19 protein-coding genes, 1 tRNA gene and 1 pseudogene are annotated in these 23,291 nt (G+C 71.8%); 15 read left to right on the plus strand and 6 right to left on the minus strand.

Features of this window, described 5'->3' with window-relative positions; genetic code table 11:
- Positions 1–4: 4 nt before the first annotated feature.
- Both ACZ3YL_RS15510 and ACZ3YL_RS15515 read right to left on the minus strand, forming a co-directional pair.
- Positions 5–1,264, minus strand: a complete 1,260-nt coding sequence (locus ACZ3YL_RS15510; RefSeq protein WP_188306408.1) for a PTS transporter subunit EIIC — start codon at positions 1,262–1,264, stop codon at positions 5–7.
- Positions 1,265–1,819: 555 nt separating this feature from the next.
- Positions 1,820–3,109 carry a PTS transporter subunit EIIC gene (locus tag ACZ3YL_RS15515; protein WP_188306407.1) on the minus strand — a complete coding sequence of 430 codons (1,290 nt, stop codon included), beginning with the start codon at positions 3,107–3,109 and terminating at the stop codon, positions 1,820–1,822.
- A 374-nt stretch (positions 3,110–3,483) separates the two neighbouring features.
- On the opposite strand from ACZ3YL_RS15515, the pseudogene ACZ3YL_RS15520 reads away from it, so the two are divergent.
- From ACZ3YL_RS15520 to rdgB, 4 genes and pseudogenes are all read left to right on the plus strand, one after another.
- Positions 3,484–3,747 (plus strand): annotated as a pseudogene (locus ACZ3YL_RS15520) (PTS sugar transporter subunit IIB); the annotation flags it as partial.
- A 107-nt stretch (positions 3,748–3,854) separates the two neighbouring features.
- The gene (gene rph, locus ACZ3YL_RS15525) at positions 3,855–4,580 is read left to right on the plus strand and encodes a ribonuclease PH (protein WP_188306406.1); all 726 of its coding nucleotides are present in this window, start codon (positions 3,855–3,857) and stop codon (positions 4,578–4,580) included.
- 146 nt (positions 4,581–4,726) lie between these two features.
- Positions 4,727–5,116 (plus strand): hypothetical protein, encoded by a 390-nt coding sequence (locus ACZ3YL_RS15530; protein ID WP_188306405.1) that lies wholly within the window; start codon positions 4,727–4,729, stop codon positions 5,114–5,116.
- 39 nt (positions 5,117–5,155) lie between these two features.
- Complete coding sequence (gene rdgB / locus ACZ3YL_RS15535) at positions 5,156–5,761, plus strand: RdgB/HAM1 family non-canonical purine NTP pyrophosphatase (protein ID WP_188306404.1); 606 nt, start codon at positions 5,156–5,158, stop codon at positions 5,759–5,761.
- Between the two features lie 66 nt (positions 5,762–5,827).
- Here rdgB and ACZ3YL_RS15540 read toward each other — a convergent pair.
- Together ACZ3YL_RS15540 and ACZ3YL_RS15545 are read right to left on the minus strand one after the other, a co-directional pair.
- Positions 5,828–5,900 (minus strand) — tRNA-Leu (locus ACZ3YL_RS15540).
- A 48-nt stretch (positions 5,901–5,948) separates the two neighbouring features.
- The gene (locus ACZ3YL_RS15545; protein WP_465657714.1) at positions 5,949–6,608 is read right to left on the minus strand and encodes an HNH endonuclease signature motif containing protein; all 660 of its coding nucleotides are present in this window, start codon (positions 6,606–6,608) and stop codon (positions 5,949–5,951) included.
- 226 nt (positions 6,609–6,834) lie between these two features.
- Here ACZ3YL_RS15545 and ACZ3YL_RS15550 point away from each other — a divergent pair, with 226 nt between their 5' ends.
- The gene (locus ACZ3YL_RS15550) at positions 6,835–9,318 is read left to right on the plus strand and encodes a chitinase C-terminal domain-containing protein (protein ID WP_465657863.1); all 2,484 of its coding nucleotides are present in this window, start codon (positions 6,835–6,837) and stop codon (positions 9,316–9,318) included.
- Between the two features lie 95 nt (positions 9,319–9,413).
- Here the strand turns inward: ACZ3YL_RS15550 and bcp are convergent, their stop codons facing one another.
- On the minus strand, positions 9,414–9,887 hold the full coding sequence (gene bcp, locus ACZ3YL_RS15555; RefSeq protein WP_465657716.1) for a thioredoxin-dependent thiol peroxidase: 474 nt from the start codon (positions 9,885–9,887) through the stop codon (positions 9,414–9,416).
- A 156-nt stretch (positions 9,888–10,043) separates the two neighbouring features.
- On the opposite strand from bcp, the gene ACZ3YL_RS15560 reads away from it, so the two are divergent.
- From ACZ3YL_RS15560 to ACZ3YL_RS15570, 3 genes are all read left to right on the plus strand, one after another.
- Positions 10,044–10,385, plus strand: coding sequence for a DUF3618 domain-containing protein (locus ACZ3YL_RS15560; protein ID WP_188306400.1), 342 nt, complete (start codon positions 10,044–10,046; stop codon positions 10,383–10,385).
- Between the two features lie 188 nt (positions 10,386–10,573).
- Positions 10,574–10,876 (plus strand): GroES family chaperonin, encoded by a 303-nt coding sequence (locus ACZ3YL_RS15565; RefSeq protein ID WP_188306426.1) that lies wholly within the window; start codon positions 10,574–10,576, stop codon positions 10,874–10,876.
- A 121-nt stretch (positions 10,877–10,997) separates the two neighbouring features.
- Complete coding sequence (locus tag ACZ3YL_RS15570) at positions 10,998–12,170, plus strand: winged helix DNA-binding domain-containing protein (RefSeq protein ID WP_465657717.1); 1,173 nt, start codon at positions 10,998–11,000, stop codon at positions 12,168–12,170.
- A 47-nt stretch (positions 12,171–12,217) separates the two neighbouring features.
- On the opposite strand, the gene ACZ3YL_RS15575 is transcribed toward ACZ3YL_RS15570, so the two are convergent.
- Positions 12,218–14,539 carry a transglycosylase domain-containing protein gene (locus ACZ3YL_RS15575; RefSeq protein WP_465657718.1) on the minus strand — a complete coding sequence of 774 codons (2,322 nt, stop codon included), beginning with the start codon at positions 14,537–14,539 and terminating at the stop codon, positions 12,218–12,220.
- A 300-nt stretch (positions 14,540–14,839) separates the two neighbouring features.
- Here ACZ3YL_RS15575 and ACZ3YL_RS15580 point away from each other — a divergent pair, with 300 nt between their 5' ends.
- The 7 genes from ACZ3YL_RS15580 to ACZ3YL_RS15610 all read left to right on the plus strand — a co-directional run bounded on the left by ACZ3YL_RS15580 (position 14,840) and on the right by ACZ3YL_RS15610 (position 23,170).
- Positions 14,840–15,757, plus strand: coding sequence for an ABC transporter permease (locus tag ACZ3YL_RS15580; protein ID WP_465657721.1), 918 nt, complete (start codon positions 14,840–14,842; stop codon positions 15,755–15,757).
- On the plus strand, positions 15,750–16,685 hold the full coding sequence (locus ACZ3YL_RS15585) for an ABC transporter permease (protein ID WP_465657723.1): 936 nt from the start codon (positions 15,750–15,752) through the stop codon (positions 16,683–16,685). The genes ACZ3YL_RS15580 and ACZ3YL_RS15585 overlap by 8 nt, the downstream gene beginning before the upstream one ends.
- A gap of 27 nt (positions 16,686–16,712) precedes the next feature.
- On the plus strand, positions 16,713–17,672 hold the full coding sequence (locus ACZ3YL_RS15590) for an ABC transporter ATP-binding protein (protein WP_188306396.1): 960 nt from the start codon (positions 16,713–16,715) through the stop codon (positions 17,670–17,672).
- Positions 17,673–17,889: 217 nt separating this feature from the next.
- Positions 17,890–19,116, plus strand: a complete 1,227-nt coding sequence (locus ACZ3YL_RS15595) for a glycosyltransferase family 2 protein (protein WP_188306395.1) — start codon at positions 17,890–17,892, stop codon at positions 19,114–19,116.
- Positions 19,117–19,121: 5 nt separating this feature from the next.
- Positions 19,122–20,429, plus strand: coding sequence for a nucleotide sugar dehydrogenase (locus tag ACZ3YL_RS15600; RefSeq protein WP_188306424.1), 1,308 nt, complete (start codon positions 19,122–19,124; stop codon positions 20,427–20,429).
- A gap of 195 nt (positions 20,430–20,624) precedes the next feature.
- Entirely contained in the window at positions 20,625–21,920 is a 1,296-nt protein-coding gene (locus ACZ3YL_RS15605) for a DUF445 domain-containing protein (RefSeq protein ID WP_317621194.1), read from the plus strand.
- 227 nt (positions 21,921–22,147) lie between these two features.
- A complete protein-coding gene (locus ACZ3YL_RS15610; protein WP_465657865.1) occupies positions 22,148–23,170 on the plus strand; it encodes an adenosine deaminase in 1,023 nt (340 codons plus the stop codon).
- Positions 23,171–23,291: the final 121 nt, after the last annotated feature.

Raw genomic sequence — 23,291 nt, forward strand, 5'->3', positions numbered from 1 at the left:
GGCGTCAGGCCTTGGTCACGTCCTCGATCTCGCTGTCGTCCTCGCGACCGGGGGTCTTGAGGTTGAACTTGGTGATCGCGAAGCGGAACGTGAAGTAGTAGATCGCCGCGAAGACCAGGCCGATCGGGATGATCAGCAGCGGGTTCTTGGCCAGGCTGAAGTTGATCGTGTAGTCGATCAGACCGGCCGAGAAACTGAAGCCGTGGTGCACGCCGAGGCCCCAGGTGACGGCCATCGAGACGGCGGTCAGCACCGCGTGGATCGCGTACAGGACCGGGGCGATGAAGAGGAAGGTGAACTCGATCGGCTCGGTCACACCGGTGACGAAGCTGGTCAGCGCGATCGAGATCATCATGCCCATGACGGCCTTGCGGCGCTCGGGGCGGGCGCAGTGGGCGATCGCGAGGGCGGCGGCCGGCAGCGCGAACATCATGATCGGGAAGAAGCCCGCCTGGAACTGACCGGCCGTCGGGTCGCCCGCGAGGAAGCGGTTGATGTCACCGTGCACGATGGTGCCGTCCGGCTTGGTGAAGTCACCGGTCTGGAACCAGGCGTAGGTGTTGACGAACTGGTGCATGCCGATCGGGATCAGCGCGCGGTTGACCAGGCCGAAGATGCCGGCGCCGAGCGCGCCCGCGCCCACCAGGCTGTTGTTGACGTGCGAGATCGCGTCGCCGACGGGCTGCCAGCCGAGGCCGAACAGGACGCCCAGGCCGGTGCCGACGAAGGCCATGATGATCGGCACCAGGCGGCGGCCGTTGAAGAAGCCCAGCCAGTCGACCAGCTTGGTGCGGTGGAACCGCTGCCACAGGATGGCCGCGAGCAGACCGACCACGATGCCGCCGAGGACGCCCGGGTCCTGCGGCTTTCCTGCGGGGAGGGCGGCGGTGACGGTGCCGTCCGCCGGGAAGGCGGTCAGCACGTTCTTGAACACGAGGTAACCGACCAGCGCGGCCAGCGCCGTGGAACCGTCCGCCTTCTTGGCGTAGCCGATCGCGATGCCGACGCAGAACAGCAGCGGCAGCGCGCCGGTGATGGCGGTACCCGCGGCGCCGAAGACCTCGACGAGCTTCGCGGGGAAGTGCCACTTCTCATGGACGTCGGGCTGGCCCAGACGCGCCAGCAGACCGGCCGCCGGGAGCACGGCGATCGGCAGCTGGAGGCTGCGGCCGACCTTCTGGAGACCAGGAAGGACGCTGTTGCCGAACTTCTTGATCGGCGTCGGAGCCTTGGCGGGCGCCGGTGCCTGCGCAGACTGACTCATGGGGGTGGGTTCCTAACGGCATGGCGGTCGGTCGGGGGGAGGCACAGGGGCCAACCGCGAACTGGTCTACACCACACGTGGTGTAGACCAGTTTTGTAGCACGGGTGGAGAAGTCGGGGAACCCCGGATAGCGCCGCCGCCGGGAAGCGCTATGAAATCGAAACCTGGATGCGGAGCGACGATCATGATTTCAGTCGGGATTGGGATTTTGGCTATTTGCGCAACAAAAAGCGCGGAGCCCTTGCGGCGCCCGGGTCGAGGCCGGTGCCGGGGGTCCGGCCGGGTCGGGCCCGGACGATCCGGCCGCTCCGGGGCGCGCACGGTGGCTGCTGAGAGTGACCGGAGGGTCGCGGACGTGCCCGAGGGGACGTCCCCCGCCCGTGGTCGGCACCCCTCCGGAGCGCCCGCTGTCCGGTCGGATCGCGACCGAATTGCCTTTTCGGCGAGTCCCGGTAGGGAATTCCGTCCTTTCCCGAAATGCCGAAGGCCCTCGGACCGGCGGGTCCGAGGGCCTTTGCGAGTGGTGTTCCGGGCGGCGGCCGAATCGGGGGTGAATCAGGCTTTGGTGACGTCCTCGACTTCGGCCTCGTCCTCCCGGCCCGGTGTTTTCAGGTCGAATTTGACGATGATGAACCGGAAGAGCGCGTAGTACACCGCGGCGAAGCACAGCCCGATGACGATGATCATCCACGGTTTGGTGGCGAGTCCCCAGTTGATCACGTAGTCGATCAGGCCGGCCGAGAAGCTGAAGCCGTCGTGCACCCCCAGCCCCCAGGTGACCGCCATCGAGGCGCCGGTCAGCAGTGCGTGCACGCCGTACAGGGCCGGGGCGATGTAGGCGAAGGAGTACTCGATCGGCTCGGTGACGCCGGTGACGAAGGAGGTCAGGCCGACCGAGAGCATCAGGCCGTAGATCTCCTTGCGGCGGTGCGGTTTGGCCGAGTGGGCGATCGCGAGCGCCGCGGCGGGCAGCGCGAACATCATGATCGGGAAGAATCCGGACTGGAACTGGCCGGCCGTCGGGTCGCCCGCCAGGAAACGCGGGATGTCGCCGTGCACGATGCTGCCGTCCGGCTTCGTGAACTCGCCGAACTGGAACCAGACGAAGGTGTTCAGCAACTGGTGCATGCCGATCAGCAGCAGTGCGCGGTTGCACAGGCCGAAGATGCCGGCGCCGCCCGCGCCCAGATCGGCCAGGGTCTGCGAGAAGTCGTTCAGGCCGCGGCCTACCGGCGGCCACACCCACAGCGCGACCACCGCGGTCAGCATGCCGACCAGGGCGGTGATCATCGGCACCAGGCGGCGGCCGTTGAAGAAGCCCAGCCAGTCGACCAGTCTGACGCGATGGAAGCGGACCCAGAGCCAGGCCGACATCAGACCGATCAGGATGCCGCCCAGCACCCCCGGGTTCTGGTACGTCGCATTGGCGGCCTTCGCCGAGGAGTAGTCCACGCACTGGTCGCTGATCAGCACCGTCGGCGGCTTGCACTTCTCCGGGAAGGCGTGCAGCACCTTGTAGAAGACGAGGAAGCCGACCACGGCCGCCAGCGCCGTCGAACCGTCCGCCTTCTTGGCCATGCCGATCGCCACTCCGACGCAGAACAGCATCGGCAGGCCGAGTGAGGAGTCGAGCAGTGCGCCGCCGGCCGCCGCGAAGACCCTGGCGACGTCGTTCCAGCCCAGGCCGTCCTTGCCGAACACGTCGGGCTGTCCGAGCCGGTTGAGGATGCCCGCCGCGGGGAGGACCGCGACCGGCAGCTGCAGCGAGCGGCCCATCTTCTGGAGGCCGCCGTAGAAGGTGTGCCACCACGTGGTCTGCGGGGCCGTGGCGCCTGCCGAGCTCATCCTTCGCCCTCCGGGAGCAGTTGCCGACCGGCGGGCCCCTGCGGGACCCTCGGGCGGGGGCCAGGAACACCCGGTGCCGTTCCCGCGTTCATCGGAGTACACATATATTGGTGTAGACCACTTTGGGACGCGGGCCGGACGCCGGGACGCGAGCCCCCGCTGATCGTCATCCTCGGGTGGCGGCCGGGAGCCTGCGCGCCGGAATGGGCCAAAAGTGGACTAACGTGGCAGACCGGCCCGGCTCGGGTCATGCTGGTCGCGCTGCCCGGCAGCGCGACCGCAGCTGAACCCGCGTCAGCCACCGGCACGGACCTCACCACCCGACGGTCGAGGACCCACCCAGCACAGCGCACGACGGCACCCGGCAGAGCCGCCGAAGAGCCGAGACAGAGGGAGAAAACCAGATGGCCAGCAAGGCTGAGAAGATCGTCGCCGGTCTGGGCGGCATCGACAACATCGAAGAGGTCGAGGGCTGCATCACCCGCCTGCGCACCGAGGTCAAGGACGCCTCCCTGGTCGACGAGGCCGCCCTCAAGGCCGCCGGCGCCCACGGCGTCGTCAAGATGGGCACCGCGATCCAGGTCGTCATCGGCACCGACGCCGACCCGATCGCCGCCGACATCGAGGACATGATGTGAGCTGAGCCACCCAGGCTCGACCACCCGCGGCCCGCCGACCCGCTCAGGGAGACGGCGGGCCGAGGCACATCCGGAACCACCCACCCGAGCGGCTACGCTCAGTGGCTATGTCACGCATCGACGGCCGCACCCCCGACCAGCTCCGCCCCATCACCATCGAACGGGGCTGGAGCAAGCACGCCGAAGGCTCCGTCCTCGTCTCCTACGGCGACACCAAGGTGCTGTGCACCGCCAGCGTCACCGAAGGCGTCCCGCGCTGGCGCAAGGGCAGCGGCGAAGGCTGGGTCACCGCCGAGTACTCCATGCTCCCGCGAGCCACCAACACCCGCGGCGACCGCGAGTCCGTCAAGGGCCGCATCGGCGGCCGCACCCACGAGATCAGCCGGCTCATCGGCCGCTCGCTGCGCGCCGTCATCGACCACCGCGCCCTCGCCGAGAACACCATCGTCCTCGACTGCGACGTCCTCCAGGCCGACGGCGGCACCCGCACCGCCGCCATCACCGGCGCCTACGTCGCCCTCGTCGACGCCGTCTCCTGGGCTCGCGAGCGCAAGCTGCTGCGCGCCAAGGGCCAGCCCATCACCGGCGGCGTCAGCGCCGTCAGCGTCGGCATCATCGACGGCGTCCCGATGCTCGACCTCCAGTACGAGGAGGACGTGCGCGCCGAGACCGACATGAACATCGTCTGCACCTCCGACGGCCGCTTCGTCGAGGTCCAGGGCACCGCCGAGGGCGCCCCGTTCGACCGCGACCTGCTCAACCGGCTGCTCGACCTCGGTACCCTCGGCTGCGCCGAGCTCGACGAGATCCAGCGCAAGGCGCTGGAAGGCTGAACCCCCGGCGGCTGAACGCCTGTACGGCCCGCTGTACACGCCCGGCCCCCAGCCCGTACGGTTCCCGCAGCACCCCCGCTGCGGGAACCGCGCCGCAGGCGGAGTGCGTCCCTCCCCATGGAACCCCCGCCCACCAGGAGGACCGGATGCCGTCGAGCATCGCCCGCCCCGCCGCCCTCGCCGTGGCCGGACTGATCGCCATCCTCCCACTCAGCATGGTGAGTTGCTCCGCCGCCCAGAAGGCCGTCGACTGCGGCAACACCGCCGTCAAGGTCACCGGCGACCTCGCCGACCTCACCAAGGCCTACGACGGCTCCAGCAACGACTCGGCGGCCGCCGGCAAGGCACTGCAGAAACTCAAGGGCGACCTCGACCAGATCGGCAGGAACGCCAAGAACACCGACGTCGCCAAGGCCGTGACCGACCTCCAGAAGCAGGCCGACAAGGCCCAGCAGGCCGTCGACCGCAAGCAGGCCCCCGACCTCAAGCCACTCGGCGACGCGGCCGGCAACCTCACCTCCGTCTGCACCGGCTGATCGCTCCTCCCCGCTGGATAGCTGGATAGGGTGAGCGATATGTCCACCCGTCTGATCCTCGCCACCCGCAACCAGCACAAGGTCGCCGAGCTGCGCGCCATCCTCACCGAGGCCGGCCTCGACGTCGAACTCGTCGGCGCCGACGCCTACCCCGAGATCCCGGACGTCCCCGAGACCGGCGTCACCTTCGCCGAGAACGCCCTGCTCAAGGCCCACGCCCTGGCTCGCGCCACCGGCCTGCCCGCCGTCGCCGACGACTCCGGCCTCTGCGTGGACGTCCTCAACGGCGCGCCCGGCATCTTCTCCGCGCGCTGGTCCGGCAAGCACGGCGACGACCTCGCCAACCTGAACCTGCTGCTCGCCCAGCTCTCCGACATCGCCGAACCCCACCGCGGCGCCCACTTCTTCTGCGCCGCCGCCCTCGCCCTGCCCGACGGCACCGAGCGCGTCGTCGAAGGCCGGCTGCTGGGCACCCTGCGCACCGCCCCGGCCGGCGACGGCGGCTTCGGCTACGACCCGATCCTCCAGCCGCTGGGGGAGAGCCGCACCTGCGCGGAGATGACGGCGGACGAGAAGAACGCCATCAGCCACCGCGGCCAGGCCTTCCGGGCGCTGGCGCCGGTGGTCAAGGACCTCATCGGCTGACGGGCCACAGGAGCAAGGATGGCCCGCTCCCCTTCGAATCGAAGGGGAGCGGGCCATTTGACTCAGTACGCCCGGAGGGATTCGAACCCACGACAAAGCGGACCTAAACCGCTCCTCTCTACCGCTGGAGTACGGGCGCATGCCGCATCAAGCCTACCGGTAGATGGAATCGACCGAGGACAATTCCTCACCCGGCAGATGGCCGGGTGACGGTGCGGTTCTTGCTCCGCCCGCAGTAGGTGGGGGTGATGGAGTGGCAGTTGGGGCAGAGCAGTCGGAGGTTGTCCGGCCGGTTGTCCGACCAGTCGCCGTTGATGTGGTCGACCTCAAGTGTCATCGGCCGCCCGCGCCACTCCGGGCCGGTGCCGCAGTCCTGGCACTCCTCCGGGCGACCGAGCTCCGTGAGGGCTCGGCGGACGCGGAAGCCGGGCAGTCGATTGGCCTCCGCTGGGCGCTGGATGAGGACCTCCCCCGGGGGCAGGCGGCGAGGCGACGGCTTGCCGCGATTGTGCGCTTCTCCGGTGAAGTGGGAGGTGTCGATTCCAAAGTCCTTGATGCGGCGGCCGACAAGGGCCTGCGTGCCGCCGCCCTGGCGCCGATTGAGGTGGCGGAGCACTCCGGCCACGCTCTGCGAGGCCGCAACGGCCTCCTCCAGGAGCTCCTTCGTGTAGAAGGTCCCGGGCTCGGGGAAGTGCGAGGCGTCGATGCCGTACGCCTTGATCCGCTGGCGCAGGTACGAGCGGTTGTACGGGTTCGGCTCGCGGTCGAGCGCGATCAGTATCTCGTCCAGCGTGGTCGCGGCCGCCGCAGCGGCGGCGAGCAGGTCGCGCGTGTACTTGACCGGCATGGCGGTCTCCTTCGGGCAGTTGTCGTGCCCCTTCCCCGGTGTGCGAACGATCGGGAGCCCGTTTGGTCACGGGCTGGCCGGGGTTTGCCGAGTGATGACCAATTGGTACAGACCTATTGACCTGTGTGGTTCAGACCACATAGCTTCGGCGCCAATTGTGAATCCCCCACGTGCGTGCTGCCCCACAGGCACGCGCCGACACTCTCTCCTGGAGGACCGAGTGTTGATCCGAAGCACGGCGCAGCGGCGTCCCACCGCCGCTCGGCGCGGTAAGAGTCCGGTGGCCCGGGCGGGTGTCCTGTCGTTGGCGGCGGCCTCGCTGGCCGGGCTGTTGATGGCGACGCTGGGTGCGGCGCCCTCGCAGGCGTCGGCGGCCGTCGACAACGCGGCCTGTCGCCCGGACGGGCTGTACCAGACGCCCGGGGTGGACGTCCCGTACTGCTCGGTCTACGACACCGGTGGGCGCGAGAGGATGGGCGCGGACCACCAGCGCCGTATCATCGGGTACTTCACCGGCTGGCGCACCGGCAAGAACGGCGACCAGCCCTATCTGGTGAGCGACATTCCCTGGGACAAGGTCACCCACCTCAACTACGCCTTCGGGCACGTCGGCGGCGACAACAAGCTGTCGGTCGGCGCGGACGGTCCGACCAATGCGGCGACCGGGACGGACTTCCCGGGGGTGCCGGGTGCGGAGCTGGATCCGACGCTGCCGTACAAGGGCCACTTCAATCTGCTGACGAAGTTCAAGAAGCAGTACCCGAACGTCAAGACCCTGATCTCGGTGGGTGGTTGGACCGAGACGGGTGGCTACTTCGACGACGGTGGCAGCCGGGTGGACTCCGGCGGGTTCTACTCGATGACGGTCAACCCGGACGGCAGCGTCAACCAGGCCGGCATCGACACCTTCGCCGCCTCGTCCGTCGACTTCGTCCGCAAGTACGGCTTCAACGGCGTCGACGTCGACTACGAGTACCCGACCTCGATGAAGGACGCCGGCAACCCGCTGGACTGGCAGCTCGCCAACGCCAAGCGCGGCTCGCTGGCCAAGGGGTACGCGGCGCTGATGAAGACCCTGCGGGAGAGCCTGGACAGGGCGGGTGCCGCCGACGGCCGGCACTACCTGCTGTCGGTCGCGGCACCGTCCTCCGGCTACCTGCTGCGCGGCATGGAGACCTTCCAGGTGGCGCAGTACCTGGACTACGTCAACATCATGTCGTACGACCTGCACGGTGCCTGGAACAAGTACGTCGGTCCGAACGCCTCGCTCTACGACGACGGCAAGGACGGCGAGTTGGCGGCGGCCAACGTGTACGGCACCGGGCAGTACGGCGGCATCGGCTACCTGAACGCCGACTGGTCGTACCACTACTTCCGCGGTGCGATGCCGGCCGGCCGGATCAACGTCGGCCTGCCGTACTACACCCGTGGTTTCAAGAACGTCCAGGGCGGCACCAACGGCCTCTGGGGCACCGCCTCGGCGACCGGCTGTCCGGCCGGTTCCGGGCTGACCTCCTGCGGTGACGGCGCGGTCGGCATCGACAACATCTGGAACGACAAGGACACCGCGGGCAAGGAGTCCCCGGCCGGGTCGAACCCGATGTGGCACGCCAAGAACCTGGAGAAGGGCATCCTGCCCGACTACCTGGCCAGGTACGGCGTGACCGACACCGCCCTGCAGGGCAGCTACACCCGCAACTACAGCTCCAGCCTGGTGGCGCCGTGGCTGTGGAACGACGCCAAGAAGGTGTTCCTGTCCACCGAGGACGAGCAGTCGGTGGGTGCCAAGGCGGACTACATCGTCAACCAGGGCGCCGGCGGTGCGATGATCTGGGAGCTCGCGGGCGACTACCGGTGGGACGCCACCGCCAACGGCGGCAAGGGCGAGTACGTCCCCGGCTCGACGCTCACCTCGCTGATGTACGACAAGTTCAAGGCGGCGAGCCCGTACGGGGCGGTCCGCTCGACGGTGGCGCTGCCGCAGCAGACCCTGCCGATCGACGTGTCGTTCACCAACTTCGCGCTGGGCGACTCCAATTACCCGATCAACCCGAAGCTGCACATCGTCAACAACTCGACGCTGACCCTGCCGGGCGGCACCGAGTTCCAGTTCGACTACTCCAACTCGGCGCCGGGCAACGCCAAGGACCAGTCCGGCTTCGGGCTGCAGGTGATCCGGCAGGACAACCCGGGGCCGGGCAACGTGGGCGGGCTGAAGGGCACCTACAACCGGGTGTCGGTCAAGCTGCCGGGCTGGCAGTCGCTGGCGCCGGGCGCCTCGGTCGACATGGACTTCGTCTACTACCTGCCGGTGTCCACGCCGTCGAACTGGACGGTCAACGTGGGCGGGACGCTGTACGGGCTCAAGGGCGACCTGACCCGGGGCGCGGTGGACGGCGGCACGCCGACTCCGACCGCGACCGCGACTCCGACTCCGACCCAGACGGCCACGCCGACCCCGACCCCGACGCCGACCGCGACTCCGACGGCCACGGCCACGGCGACGCCGACCGGCACGCCCACCCCGACCGCGACCCCGACCTCCGGCGCCTGCACGGCCGCCCCGGCATGGGACGCGGGCACCACCTACGCGTCGCCGACCAAGGTGTCCTGGAAGGGCCACTACTACCAGAACAAGTGGTGGACCAAGGGCGACGACCCCACGGCCGGCGGCGCCTGGGGCGTCTGGAACGACCTCGGGGCCTGCTGAGCCCGACGGCGGTCACCCGAGGTGGGGAACGGCGGTGGCGGCACACCCGGTCGGGGGGTGTGCCGCCACCGCTCCGTCGGTCCCGGGCCTCGTTCCTAGGCGTCGATCTTGAGGTCGCGCAGCAGCTTGGCGACGTGGCCGGTGGCCTTGACGTTGTACAGCGCGCGCTCGACGTTGCCCTGCTCGTCCACGATGATCGTGGAGCGGATCACGCCGAGGTAGGTGCGGCCGTAGTTCTGCTTCTCGCCGTAGGCGGCGTACGCCTCCAGGACCGCGTGGTCCGGGTCGGAGAGCAGGGTGACCTTGAGGTCCTCCTTCTCGCGGAACGTGCCGAGCTTCTCCGGCTGGTCCGGCGAGATGCCGATGACGTCGTAGCCGGCGCCCGCGAAGACCTCCAGGTTGTCGGTGAAGTCGCAGGCCTGCTTGGTGCAGCCGGGGGTGAGCGCGGCCGGGTAGAAGTAGACGACGACCTTGCGGCCCAGGTGGTCGGCGAGGGAGACCTGGTTGCCGTCGGCGTCGGACAGGCTGAAGGCGGGCGCGGTGTCGCCGGGCTGGAGGCGCTCAGTCACGGTCGTACTCTCCTGGGAGCTGGGACGGGCGGTCGTACCACGGCAAACTTACCTCCGTTGGTGGGTGGGGCCGCGCGTCCGTGCTCGGCAGCTGACAAACTGGGTTGGTCGCACAGGACGACAGGACGACATCGGCAAGTGAATGGGGTGGCCCGAGTGGGCGAGGCGAGCACGCAGGACAAGCCGGCGCGGACGGCTGCGCAGATCGAGGCGGACATCGAGCGCACCCGCGACCGGCTGGCGGCGAACCTGGACGAGCTGGCCGTACGGATCCACCCGAGCACCATCTCCGCGCAGGTCAAGGCCAAGGCGATGGCCACCGTCGAGGAGAAGACGGCTCGGGCCTACGTGGCCGCGAACGGCCTGGTGGAGCAGGTGAAGGCGCAGTTCGTGGACGAGAAGGGGCAGCCGCGCAAGGAGCGGATCGTCCCGGCCGCGCTGGTCGGCCTCGGCCTGGTGGCGCTGCTCGCCTCGTCCCGCAAGCGCCGCAAGGACTGAACCGTGGTGCCGGAGGGGCCGGAGCGCCGTCGGGCGGTCCGGCCCTTCCGCATGCCGGGCCAGCGTCACGCTCCGCGCCCGGGGGCGGTACCTTCGGGACCGTGAGTACGAACGACGACCCGACCCAGTCCGACCACGGGCACGACGCGGTGCGGCACGACCGGCTGGGCGAGAAGCTGCCGATCCGGATGCTGCACGACCGGGTGCTGGTGCGCATCGAAGGCGGCGAGGGCGAGCGCCGCTCGACCGGCGGCATCCTGATCCCGGCGACGGCTGAGCTGTCCAAGCGCTGTACCTGGGCGGAGGCCGTGGCGGTGGGCCAGAGCGTGCGCTCGGTGGAGCCCGGTGACCGCGTGCTGTACGACCCGGAGGACAAGCTGGAGGTCGAGGTGCGCGGCGCCACCTATGTGCTGCTGCGCGAGCGCGACCTGCACGCGGTGGCGGCGTCCCGCTTCGGCGACACCGAGGGGTCGACCGGCCTCTATCTGTGACCCCGGCGGTCGGCTGTTCGCGGTCGGCTGTTCGCGCTCGGCTGGGTTGCTCGGTGAGTTCGCCGGGCGGGTGGTGGAGCAGTCGGCCGGGCCTGTCGGTGTCGGCCGCTAAGGTCCGGGCATGAGTGTCCCGGTGATCGGTGGGGTGGAGCGGCGGGCCCGGTTGGGGCGCCGGCAGTTGTTGGCGCCCTCGGTGCGGGCGGCGCGGGTGGAGGACGTGGCCGACGCGGTGGTCGGGCTGCACGCGACGGACGCCGCGACGGTGTACCTGTCGGCCTGTGCGCGGCTGGCGGAGCCGGCGACGGCGGAGGTGGACCGGGCGCTGTACGAGGACGTCTCGCTGGTGAAGCTGCTGTCGATGCGGCGGACGATCTTCGCGGTGACGGAGGGCCTTGCCCCGTACGTGAGTTCGGCGGCGGCGCGGGCGATCGCGGCGAAGGAGCGGGCGACGCTGCTGAAGCACCTGCGCGACCACGCCGAGGGCTGGGACGAGGCCCGGCTGGCGGCGGCGGAGCGCGAGGTGCTGGCCGCGCTGGCCGTGCGCGGCGAGGCGACGACCAAGGAACTCGGCGATGACGTCCCGCAGTTGCGCGAGACGATGCTGATGTCGGCGGGCAAGGCGTACGAGGCGAAGCAGAGTGTGGGCAGTCGGCTGCTGCGGCTGCTGGCCTCGGACGGGCACGTGCGCCGGTGCCGGCCGCGCGGGTCGTGGCTGAGCAGCAGCTATCCGTGGGCGCTGGTGCCGCAGTGGCCTGAGGTGCCGGTGCGGGAGGCGAAGGCGGAGGTGGTGCGGCGCTGGCTGGCGGCGTACGGCCCGGCCACGGTCGAGGACGTGAAGTGGTGGACGGGCTGGACGCTGGGGGACGTCCGCCGGGCGCTGGCGGACGTGGCCGCGCGGGACGTGGCGCTGGCGGACGGTGCGGCCGCCCTGATGCTGCCGGGGGACGAGGGGCCGGTGGCGGCGCCGGAGCCGTGGGCGGCGCTGCTGCCGGCGCTGGACCCGGCGGTGATGGGCTGGCGCGGGCGGGACTGGTACCTGCGGCCGGAGGACGTGCCGGCGCTGTTCGACCGGGCGGGCAATGCCGGGCCGACGGTGTGGTGGTGCGGCGAGGTGGTCGGCGGCTGGGCGCAGCGGGCGGACGGCGAGGTGGTGTGGCGGCTGTTCCGGGACGTCGGGGCGGAGGCGGAGCGGGCGGTCGCGGTGGAGGCCGGGCGGCTGGCGGGGTGGTTGGGGGAGGTGCGGGTGACGCCGCGGTTCCGGACGCCGCTGGAGCGGGAGCTGGCGTCCGGTTAGGCCACCGGGCCGGCCGTCGTCACCGGGCCGGCGTCGTCACCGCGTCGTCACCGGGCCGGCGCCGGCGCCGGCACCGTCGCCGGGGCGGTGGGTCCGGTGGTGGGGGTGGGCGGGTTGCTGGGCCGGGCGGGCCGGGTCTGGGTGGGCCGGGTGCTCGGGGTGGGCTGTTCCTGGCTGGGGCTGGGCTGGGGGTTCTGCGGGCTGGGGGCGTCGGGGCCGGGCTGGTCGGTGGCGGGGGGCGCGCTGGGGGCGTGGCTGGGGGTGGTGGCCGCGGGGGCGCCGGTGGTGGCGGTGCTGGGGGTGGTGCTCGCGCTCGGGCTGGTGGTGCCGGTCGTGGTGGGCCAGGTGTCGGCGCCGGGGTTGCCGTGGCCGGTTTGCAGGTCGAACTGCTGGGTGGGGGTGCCGTTCAGGGCGGCGGTCATGTAGTCGGTCCAGATCTTGGTGGGGAAGGCGCCGCCGTTGATCCGGGTGAGGCCGGCGGTGCCGGACAGCGGCTCCTTGGCGTGGCTCTTCGGGTTCTCCCGGAACAGGCCGACGGTGGTGGTGAGTTCGGGGGTGTAGCCGGCGAACCAGGCGGAGAGGTTGGCGTCGGTGGTGCCGGTCTTGCCGGCGGCGGGGCGGCCGAGGTCGAGGGCGGCGGCGCCGGTGCCGCGGGGGCTGATGACGTCGCGCAGGACGTCGGTGACGGAGTCGGCGATGGTGCGGCCGATGGCGTCGGTGGGCTTGTGGTCGGGCATCTTGGGGACGTCGACGGCACCGCCGGTGTTGACCCGTTCGAGCTTCTCGACGGACCACGGGGTGTGGGCCTGGCCGTGGTTGGCGAGGGTGGCGTAGGCACCGGCGAGGTCGAGGGCGCTGGGGGTGGCGGTGCCGAGGGTCATCGAGGTGTTGGCCGGGTCCATGCCGCGGACGCTGTCGGGGATGCCGAGCTTGATGGCGGTGTCCCGGACGCGGGCGAGTCCGGCGTCGACGCCTTCCTGGGCGTAGACGGAGTTGACGGACTTCACCATGGCGTGGCGCAGGGTGATGTTGCCGTAGTCGACGTCGTCCTCGTTGGGCGGCGCGTACGGGGTGGGGCCGCCGGTGACGGGGCGTTCGCTGGTGCCGTCGTAGCGGGTCTCGGTGGTGATCGGGCGGCCGTCGACGGTGTGCTGGGCGATCAGGCCGGCGGCGAGGTCGACCGGTTTGAAGGTGGAGCCGATCTGGTTGTCCTGGCGCAGGGCGTCGTTGTAGGGCTGTTTGGCGTAGTCGGGGCCGCCGTAGACGGCGACGACGCGGCCGGTGGCGGGCTCGACGGAGGCGCCGGCGACCCGGACGTCGGTGTCGGTGGCGGGGCGGGCCTTGGGGTCGAGTTCGCCGGTGAGTTCGTCCTGGACGGCCTTGACGAAGGCGTCCTGCCTGGGCTTGTCGAAGGTGGTGGTGATCCGCCAGCCGCCGGCCTTGAGGGTGGCGGCGTCGATGGTGCCGGAGGAGATGAGGTAGTCGTCGGCGACGCCGACGAGGTAGCCGGCCTGGCCGGAGAGGCCGGTGGCGGGCTGGGGGTCGATGGGTTCGGGGAAGGTGGTGGCGGTGCGGTCGGCGGTGGTGAGGAAGCCGAGCTGGACCATGCCGTCGAGGGCGTAGTTCCAGCGGGCGACGGCCTTCTCGCGGTTGGCGGGGGTGGCGGTCTTGACGTCGTAGAGGCTGGGGGCCTGGAGCAGGGAGGCGAGGTAGGCGCCCTGGCCGAGGGTGAGTTGGGAGACGTCGACGCCGTAGTAGGCGTGGGCGGCGCTCTGGATGCCGTAGGCGCCGCGGCCGAAGTAGCTGCTGTTGAGGTAGCCGGCGAGGATGTCCTTCTTGTCGCGCTGCTGGTCGACCTTGAGGGCGATGAAGAGTTCGCGGCCCTTGCGTTCGAAGGTCTGGTCCTGGGTCAGGTAGTAGTTCTTGACGTACTGCTGGGTGATGGTGGAGCCGCCCTGCATGCCCTTGCCGAGCAGGGTGTTCCAGCCGGCCCGGACCATGCCCTTCAGGTCGATGCCGCGGTTCTGGTAGAAGGTGCGGTCCTCGGCGGAGACGACGGCCTGCTGGGTCTGCAGCGGGATCTGGTCGATGGTGACGTCGGTGCGGTTGACGGCTCCGGTGCGGGCGATCTCGGTGGTGCCGTCGGCGTAGAGGTAGATGTTGTTCTGGGCGACGGCGCGGGCGTTGGGGTCGGGCACCGGGACGATGACGTAGAGCACGGCGAAGGCGCCGACGGCGAGCAGGAGCAGCGCGGTGAGGGTGCCGAGGGTGATCCGCCAGGTGGGCAGGAGCCGGCGCCAGAGGGGGAGGGCGCGGCGGGCTTCGCGGCGGGCGGCCCGTTTGGCCTGGCGGCGGGTGCTCAACGTCATGGCGGGATTATCTGCTATTTGACGCGGGTTCAGCGGCGGCGGGGGCTCTGAGGTGCGTGGTTGTGCGGACCGTGTCGCGTGCCCCGTGGTGCGTCGGAAAACCGGGTGCGGGCTGTGGGGGCCGGCGGTACGGTGAAAGGTGCACATCGCATAGCGCACCGATTTCTGAACATCGCACCGACTTTCGGCAGCTCCGCCCGTCCGGCCCGGCACCCCCGGGTGTGGCCGGTCGGAGCCGTTGGGGTGTGGGCGGGTGCCTGCGGGTATCCGCCTGCCCGTATTTGTCGACAAGGAGACAATATGCAGAACGCTGCACCGGCTGGGGCGAGGCCTCCTGATACCGGGGCCGAGGGCGCGGCTTCCGAGGGCATCGCCTCCGGGGCCGTGGCCCCCGAGGCCGTAGCCTCCGGGACCGTCCTCGGGCTGTACGCCGCCGTCGCCCGCGGCGCCTTCCGCCGCTACTCCACCTACCGGGCCGCCACCCTGGCCGGCACCTTCACCAACACCGTCTTCGGCATCATCCTGGCCTCCTCCTTCCTCGCCCTCTGGCAGGCCCGCCCCAACCTCGGCGGCTACGACCAGGGCCAGGCCGTCACCTACATCTGGGTCAGCCAGGCCATGCTGGTCACCGTCTCGGTCTGGGGCGGCGGCTTCCAGGACGAGCTCCAGGACCGCTTCCGCAGCGGGGACATCGCCGTCGACCTCTACCGCCCGGTCGACTTCCAGGCCTGGTGGCTGGCCACCGACCTCGGCCGGGCCGGCTTCCAGGTACTGGTCCGCGGCACCGTACCGCTGCTGGTCGGCGCGCTGGTGTTCCGCACCCGGATGCCCGAGCACGCGCTGACCTGGGTGTTCTTCCTGTTCTCGGTGCTGCTCGCGCTGCTGGTCAGCTTCGGGATGCGGTTCCTGGTCTCGATCACCGGCTTCTGGCTGCACGACTCGGAGGGGGTGCGCGCGGTGATGCTGGTGGTCTCGATGTTCTTCTCCGGGATGCTGCTGCCGATCGCGCTCTTCCCCGGCCCGCTCGGCGACCTCGCCGGGGTGCTGCCCTGGGCGGCGCTGATCAAGGTGCCGACGGACGTCTTCCTGGAGCGGGCGGACGGCGCCGGGCTGCTCGCGGCGCTGGGCTCCCAGCTCGGCTGGGCGGCCGTGCTGCTCGCCGCCGGGCGGGGCGCGCAGTGGCTGGCGACCCGGCGGGTGGTGGTGCAGGGTGGCTGAGTCCTCCGTCACCCGGTCCTCCGTCGCCCGGTCCTCTGCCGTCGAGCAGTCGTCTGCCGTCGAGCAGTTCACCGCCGAGCGCTTCACCGCCGAGCCGCTCGCCGCCGAGCCGTTCCTCGCCCGGACGTCCTGGGCGGTCCGCTCCTGGTGGCTGTGCGCCCGGATGTGGATGCGCTCGATGATGGCCTACCGGGCCTCCTTCCTGCTCAACCTGCTGGCCAGCCTGGTCACCCACTCGCTCGACTTCGTGGTGCTGGTGATCATGTTCCGGCACACCGACCAACTCGGCGGCTGGCGACTGCCGGAGATCGCCTTCCTGTACGCCACCGCGACCTTCTCGCTCGGCATGGCCAACCTGCTGGTCGGCTCGGCCGACGGCCTGGGCGCGCGGATCATGAACGGGACGCTGGACACCATGCTGATCCGCCCCGCCCCCGCGCTCTCCCAGCTGTGCGCCGAACGCTTCTCCCTGCGCCGGCTCGGCCGCCCGATCCAGGCCGTGCTCGTGCTCGCCTGGTCGCTGGCCACCCTGGACGTGCACTGGACCTGGGACCGGGTGCTGCTGGTGCCCGTCCTGCTGCTGTGCGGCAGCGTCATCTTCGGCGCGATCTACGTCGGCGGCGCCACCGTCCAGTTCTGGTGGGGCGAGTCCAAGGAGATCCAGAACTCCTTCACCTACGGCGGCGCGACCCTGCTGCACTACCCGCCGACCGTCTTCGCCAAGGAACTGGTCGCCGGGGTGGTCTTCGGCGTGCCGCTGGCCTTCGTCAACTGGCTGCCCTCCCTGCGCATCCTCGGCCGCCCCGACCCGCTCGGGCTGCCCACCGCCTTCCAGTACGCCTCCCCGGTCGCCGCCGCGCTGTGCGTCGCCGCCGCCGGGCTCGCCTGGCGGGCCGGGCTGCGCGCCTACCGCGGCACCGGCAGCTGAACTCCCCCTGCTCCGTGAGGAATCCGAATGGCACTGATCGAACTCCAGGACGTCCGGCGCACCTTCACCGTGCGGGCCCGCACCGGCCGGTTCAACCGGGTCAAGCGCGAGGTGCGCGCGGTGGACGGGCTCAGCTTCACCGTCGAGGCCGGCGAGTGCGTCGGCTACATCGGGCCCAACGGCGCCGGCAAGTCGACCACCATCAAGATGCTCACCGGCATCCTCGTCCCCAGCTCCGGCCGGCTGCGCGTCGCCGGGGTCGACCCGGCCCGCCAACGGGTCGCGCTGGCCCGCCGGATCGGCGTCGTCTTCGGCCAGCGCACCACCCTGTGGTGGGACCTCCCGCTGCGCGACTCCTTCGAACTCGCCCGCCGGATCTACCGGATCCCCGACCGGCGGTACCGCGAGAACCTCGGCCGCTGCGTCGAACTGCTCGATCTGGAAGGCCTGTTGGACACCCCCGTGCGCCAGCTCTCGCTCGGCCAGCGGATGCGCGGCGACCTCGCGGCGGCCCTGCTGCACGACCCCCAGGTGCTCTACCTGGACGAGCCGACCATCGGCCTGGACGTGGTCAGCAAGGGCAAGGTGCGCGAGTTCCTGCGCGAGGTCAACCGGGACCGCGGCACCACCGTGCTGCTCACCACCCACGACCTCACCGACATCGAGCAGCTCTGCGACCGGGTGATGGTCATCGACCACGGCCGGGTCGTCCACGACGGCGGACTGGACGGGCTGCACGCCGCCGGGCGCAGCGAGCGGACGCTGGTGGTCGACCTGGCCGAGGCCCGGCCGGCGATCGAGGTGGCCGGGGCGCGGGTGGTGAAGGTCGAGGGGCCGCGCCAGTGGCTGGCCTTCCCGGCGCAGGAGAGCGCGGCGCCGATCGTGGCGGCGGTCGCGGAGCGGTACCCGCTGGTGGACCTCTCGGTGCGCGAGCCGGCCATCGAGGACGTGATCGCGCGGATGTACGCGGAGGTCGCGATCGGCTGACGGCGTCCGGGGCCGAGGCCTCGGGCGGGGGCCGAACCCGGCCGGCTGACGCATCGGGCGGGGGCCGAACGCGGCCGGCCCGTCAAGCTGGTGTTCGGTTCCGGTCACCCGTCCGGGGAGGGCACGTGACTCCCCGGCGGGCGGCCGAGTTGGACGGTGCATCGCCGCCGGTCAGCCCACGCGCCGGCGCACCGTCAGCCCGGAGGCCCGCCGCCCGATGACCGTACCCGACGTGACCGTGGTGGTCGCGGTCTACAACACCATGCCGTACCTCACCGCCTGCCTGGACTCGCTGGTCGGGCAGTCCCTGGCGCCGGGGCGGCTGGAGGTGGTGGTCGTCGACGACGGCTCCACGGACGGTGGCGAGGCGCTGCTGGACGAGTACGCGGCCCGGCACCCGGGGCTGTTCCGGGTGGTCCACCAGCCCAACTCTGGCGGCCCGGCGGCCCCGACCAACCGCGGCCTGGACCTGGCCCGCGGCCGCTACGTGCTGTTCCTCGGTGCCGACGACTGGCTGGGCGCGGAGGCGCTGGAGCGGCTGGTCGCGGCCGCCGACGCCTGGGGTTCGGACGTGGTGGTGCCCAAGCACGTCGGGGTGAACGGGCGGCTGGTGCCGCAGGGCATCTTCCACGCGGACGCCGAGTCGGTCGGTTTCGCGGACTCGGCGCTGGCCTGGGCGCTGGCGGACACCAAGCTGTTCCGGCTGGACCTCGTCCGGCGCCACGGCCTGCGCCGCAACGAGGGGTTGAAGGTCTTCTCGGACCAGCCGTTCACCCTGGAGGCCTGCCTGCGGGCGGACCGGGTGTCCGTCCTCGCCGACTACGACTGCTACTTCCTGGTGCTGCGCGAGGACCGCGGCAACGTCACCGAGCGGGCCTCGGTGCTGGACCGGCTGCGCGGGATCGCCGCCCTGCAGCAGGTGGCCGCCGAACTGGCCGATCCGGGCGAGGAGTTGGACGCCATCCGGGTTCGCAGCTTCGCCTGGGACGTACCCCGGCTGCTCCAGGACGGCTTCCTGCTGCTGGACGACGGGCTGCAGCGGCGGGTGTGCGCCGAGGTCGGCCGGATGATCGAGCGGTTCGGCGCCCGCGAGGTGTACCACCGGCTGCCGGTCGCCGAGCGGCTGCGGCTCGAACTCGCCGCCGCCGTACGGCCGGAGGCGCTGCGCGACCAGATCCGCTACGAGGCCGCGCACGGCGAGCCGCCGGTGGTGGCGGACGGGTGGCGGCACTACGCGGGCTACCCGGCGTTCCGGGACGCCCGGCTCGGCCTGCCCGACGAGCTGTTCCTGCTGCGGGAGGAGCCGCCGGCCGTCGCCGTACCGCCGCTCAACCTCGCCCAGCAGCTGTGGCGCGGCGTCGTCCCGGAGCAGTTGCGGCGCGGACTGCGGCGCCACCCGGTGTGGCGCCGGCTCGCCAACTCGGTGAACGGAGGACGGGGATGACCGCCCTGGACGTCTGCGTGGTCGGGCTCGGCAAGCTCGGCCTGCCGCTGGCGGTGCAGTTCGCGCGGAAGGGCCACCGGGTGGTCGGGGCGGACATCGCGCCCCGGGTGGTGGAGAGCGTCAACCGGGGCGTGCCGCCGTTCCCCCGGGAGGAGGGGCTGGACGAGGCGCTCAAGCGGGTGGTCGCCGAGGGCCGGCTGCGGGCCACCACCGACACCACGGCCGCGGTGGCCGGCTCGGCGGCCGTCGTCCTGGTCGTCCCGCTGGTCACCGCCGCCGACGGCACCCCGGACTTCGCGCTGCTCGACGCGGCCACCGACGCCGTCGCGGCCGGGCTGCGCCGGGGCGCGCTGGTCAGCTACGAGACCACCCTGCCGGTCGGCACCACCCGGGAGCGCTGGGCGCCCCGGCTGGCGGCCGGCTCCGGGCTGGCGCCCGGGGCGGAGTTCGCGCTGGTGTTCAGCCCGGAGCGGGTGCGCACCGGGCGGGTCTTCGCGGACCTGCGGCGCTACCCCAAGCTGGTCGGCGGCCTGGACGCCTCCTCGCTGCGGCGCGGCGCCGAGTTCTACCGGGCGGTGCTGGACTTCGACCCGCGCCCCGACCTGCCCCGGCCCAACGGGGTGTGGGAGCTGGCCTCGGTGGAGGCGGCCGAGTTCGCCAAGCTCGCCGAGACCACGTACCGGGACGTCAACATCGCGCTGGCCAACCAGTTCGCCCGGTACGCGGACCGGGTCGGGGTGGACTTCGCGGAGGTCGCCGACGCCTGCAACTCGCAGCCGTACAGCCACCTGCACCGGCCGGGCATCGCCGTCGGCGGGCACTGCATCCCGGTGTACCCGCGGCTGTACCTGTGGAACGACCCGGCCGCCACGGTGGTCCGGGCAGCCCGGGAGGCCAACCTGGAGGTGCCCGGGTACGCGGTCGGGGTGCTGGCCGGGGCCCTCGCCGGGGTGCTGCCGGGCGGGATCGCCGGGCAGGGGGTGCTGGTGCTGGGGGCCGCGTACCGGGGCGGCGTCAAGGAGACGGCGTACTCGGGGGTGTTCCCGCTGGTGGCGGCGCTGGAGGCGGCCGGGGCCAGGGCGTACGTCGCCGATCCGCTGTACCGGGCGGAGGAGCTGACGGCGCTCGGGCTGCCGGCGTACGGCGGGGAGCCGGTGGTGGCGGCGGTGCTGCAGGCGGACCACCCGGAGTACCGGGAGCTGGGGCCGGCGGACCTGCCGGGGGTGGTGGTGCTGCTGGACGGGCGGCGGTGCACGGATCCGGCGCGGTGGGCGGGGGCGGGGGTGCGGAGGATCGTGCTGGGCGGGGCGTGAGCCGGGTTCGGGCGTGAGCCGGGTTCAGGGCGTACGGCTGGTTCAGGTCGGACCGTGCTGGGCGGCTGGTTCCGGGCGGGGCGGCCGGGTTCGGGCGGGGGCAGGGGGCGCGGAGTAGGGGCGCGGCCGAGGGTTCGGGGCGGGTGATCGTGGGGCACGCCTCCGTCCGCGCCGGGCACCGGGCAGACTGGCGGGGTGAGTGACGAAGCCTTCAGCGGGACCGGCCCCGGGGTCCGGTTCACCGCGGCCGACGAGCAGAAGAGACACGGCGTCCGCCGGATGAAGACCATCGCGACCGGCCTGCTGGCCTTCGCGACCCTGGTCTTCGCCCTCGCGACCTGGGCCAAGGCGGCCGGCGCCGGCGCCTGGGCCGGGTACGTGGCGGCCGCCGCCGAGGCGGGCATGGTCGGCGCGCTGGCGGACTGGTTCGCCGTGACGGCCCTGTTCCGCCGTCCGTTCGGCCTGCCGATCCCGCACACCGCGATCATCCCGACCAAGAAGGACGCGTTCGGGCGCTCGCTCGGCGAGTTCGTCGGCGACAACTTCCTGGCCGGCCACGTGGTGCGCGGCCGGCTCGCCGCGCTCGGCGTCGGCCGTCGGCTGGGGGAGTGGCTGGCCACGCCGGGCAGCGCCGAGCGGGTCACCAAGGAGGCCTCGGCGGCGCTGCGCGGGCTGCTCGCGGTGCTGCGCGACGACGACGTGCGGGCGGTGGTCGCCGAGGCGGTGACCAGGCGGGCCGCCGCCACCTCGGTGGCCGAGCCGATGGGCCGGATGCTGGGCAAGGTGGTCGCGGACGGCGGGCACCACGGGGTGGTGGACCTGGTCACCGTCCGGGCACACGGCTGGCTGACCGCCAACCACGAGGACGTGGTCCGCAAGGTCACCCAGAAGACCCCGGGCTGGACCCCGCGGTTCCTCGACCAGCAGGTCGGCGAGCGGGTCTACAAGGAGCTGTTGCGCTTCGTCACCGACATCCGGGACGACCCCGAGCACCCGGCCCGCGGCGCGATCGACAACTTCCTCGCCGACTTCGCCACCGAGCTGCAGACCGACCCGGAGACCATCGCCCGGGTCGAGCGGGCCAAGGGCGAGCTGCTGGCCCGCCCCGAGGTGCAGGACCTGATCAACTCCACCTGGGCGGCCGTGCGCACCCTGGTGATGGGCGCGGCCGAGGACGAGGACAGCGAACTGCGCCGGCGCATCCGCGACGGCGTGCACGGCTTCGGCGAGCGCCTGGCCACCGACACCAAGCTGCAGGCCAAGGTGGACGGCTGGCTGCAGGACGCCGCCCAGTACCTGGTCGACACCTACCGGGCCGAGATCACCTCGCTGATCTCGGAGACGGTGGCGGGCTGGGACGCCGACGACGCCTCGCGCAAGATCGAGGCCAACGTCGGCCGGGACCTCCAGTTCATCCGGATCAACGGCACCGTGGTCGGGGCGCTGGCCGGGCTGCTGATCCACACCGTGGCGGTCGCGCTCGGGGGCTGATCACCCACCGGCCGCCCGGCTTTGCGCCTATCCTGGGCCGACGTTCGCGATACGCGCGTAGAAGGCGCAGCGTCGAAGGCGCGGCCCGGAAGGTGCGGCGCAGGAGGCGCGGCCCGGAAGGCGCGGCGCAGAAGCAGAAGGAGAAGGGAACCACCGTGGTCCAGCCGGACGGAAGTCGGATCGGAAACCCCACTGGCAGCACCCCCGGCGGCACCGCCGACCGGAGCATCGAGGCGTTCATCGCCGGGATGCCCAAGGCGGAGCTGCACGTCCACCACGTCGGCTCGGCCTCGCCGCGCGTCGTCGCCGACCTGGCCGGGCGGTACGCCGGCAAGTCCGCGGTGCCGACGGACCCGACGGCGCTCGCCGAGTACTTCACCTTCACCGACTTCGCGCACTTCATCGAGGTCTACCTGAGCGTGGTGGACCTGATCCGCGACGCCGAGGACGTCCGCGCGCTCACCTACGGCGTGGCCGAGGACATGGCCCGGCAGAACATCCGCTACGCCGAGCTGACCCTCACGCCGCACTCCTCGGTCAAGCGCGGCATCCCCGACGTGGCCTTCATGGAGGCGATCGAGGACGCCCGGCTGCGCGCCGAGAAGGACCTCGGCGTGGTGCTGCGCTGGTGCTTCGACATCCCCGGCGAGGCGGGCCTGGAGGCGGCCGAGATCACCGCCCGGCTGGCCACCGACCTCGCCCCCGAGGGCCTGGTCAGCTTCGGCCTGGGCGGCCCCGAGATCGGCGTGCCGCGGCCGCAGTTCAAGCCGTACTTCGACCGGGCCCGGGCGGCCGGCCTGCGCTCCGTCCCGCACGCCGGCGAGACCACCGGGCCGGAGACGGTCTGGGACGCCATCCGCGAGCTCGGCGCCGAGCGCATCGGGCACGGCACCCAGGCGGTGAAGGACCCGGCGCTGCTCGACCACCTGGGCGAGCACCGCATCCCGCTGGAGGTCTGCCCGACCTCCAACATCGCCACCCGGGCGGTGGGCCGGATCGAGGACCACCCGATCAAGCGGATGGTCGAGGCCGGGCTGCTGGTGACGGTCAACAGCGACGACCCGCCGATGTTCGGCACCGACCTCAACACCGAGTACGCGGTGGCGGCGCGGCTGCTGGGGCTGGACGAGACCGGGGTGGCGGCGCTGGCGCGCAACGCGGTCGAGGCCTCGTTCCTGGAGCGGCCGGGCAAGGCCCGGCTGGTCGGCGAGATCGACTCCTACCTGGCGGGCTGGCAGCAGCTGCGCTGACGTTCCCGCGGGTGTCCCGCTGCCGGCGTTCCCGCTGGTGAACCGCCCCGTCGACCTCCGGTCGGCGGGGCGGTTCCGTTGTGGCGCCTGACCCCTTCGGGTGATGGTGCCACAGTGGTGC

It is taken from the genome of Kitasatospora sp. NPDC023176, from assembly GCF_055560495.1.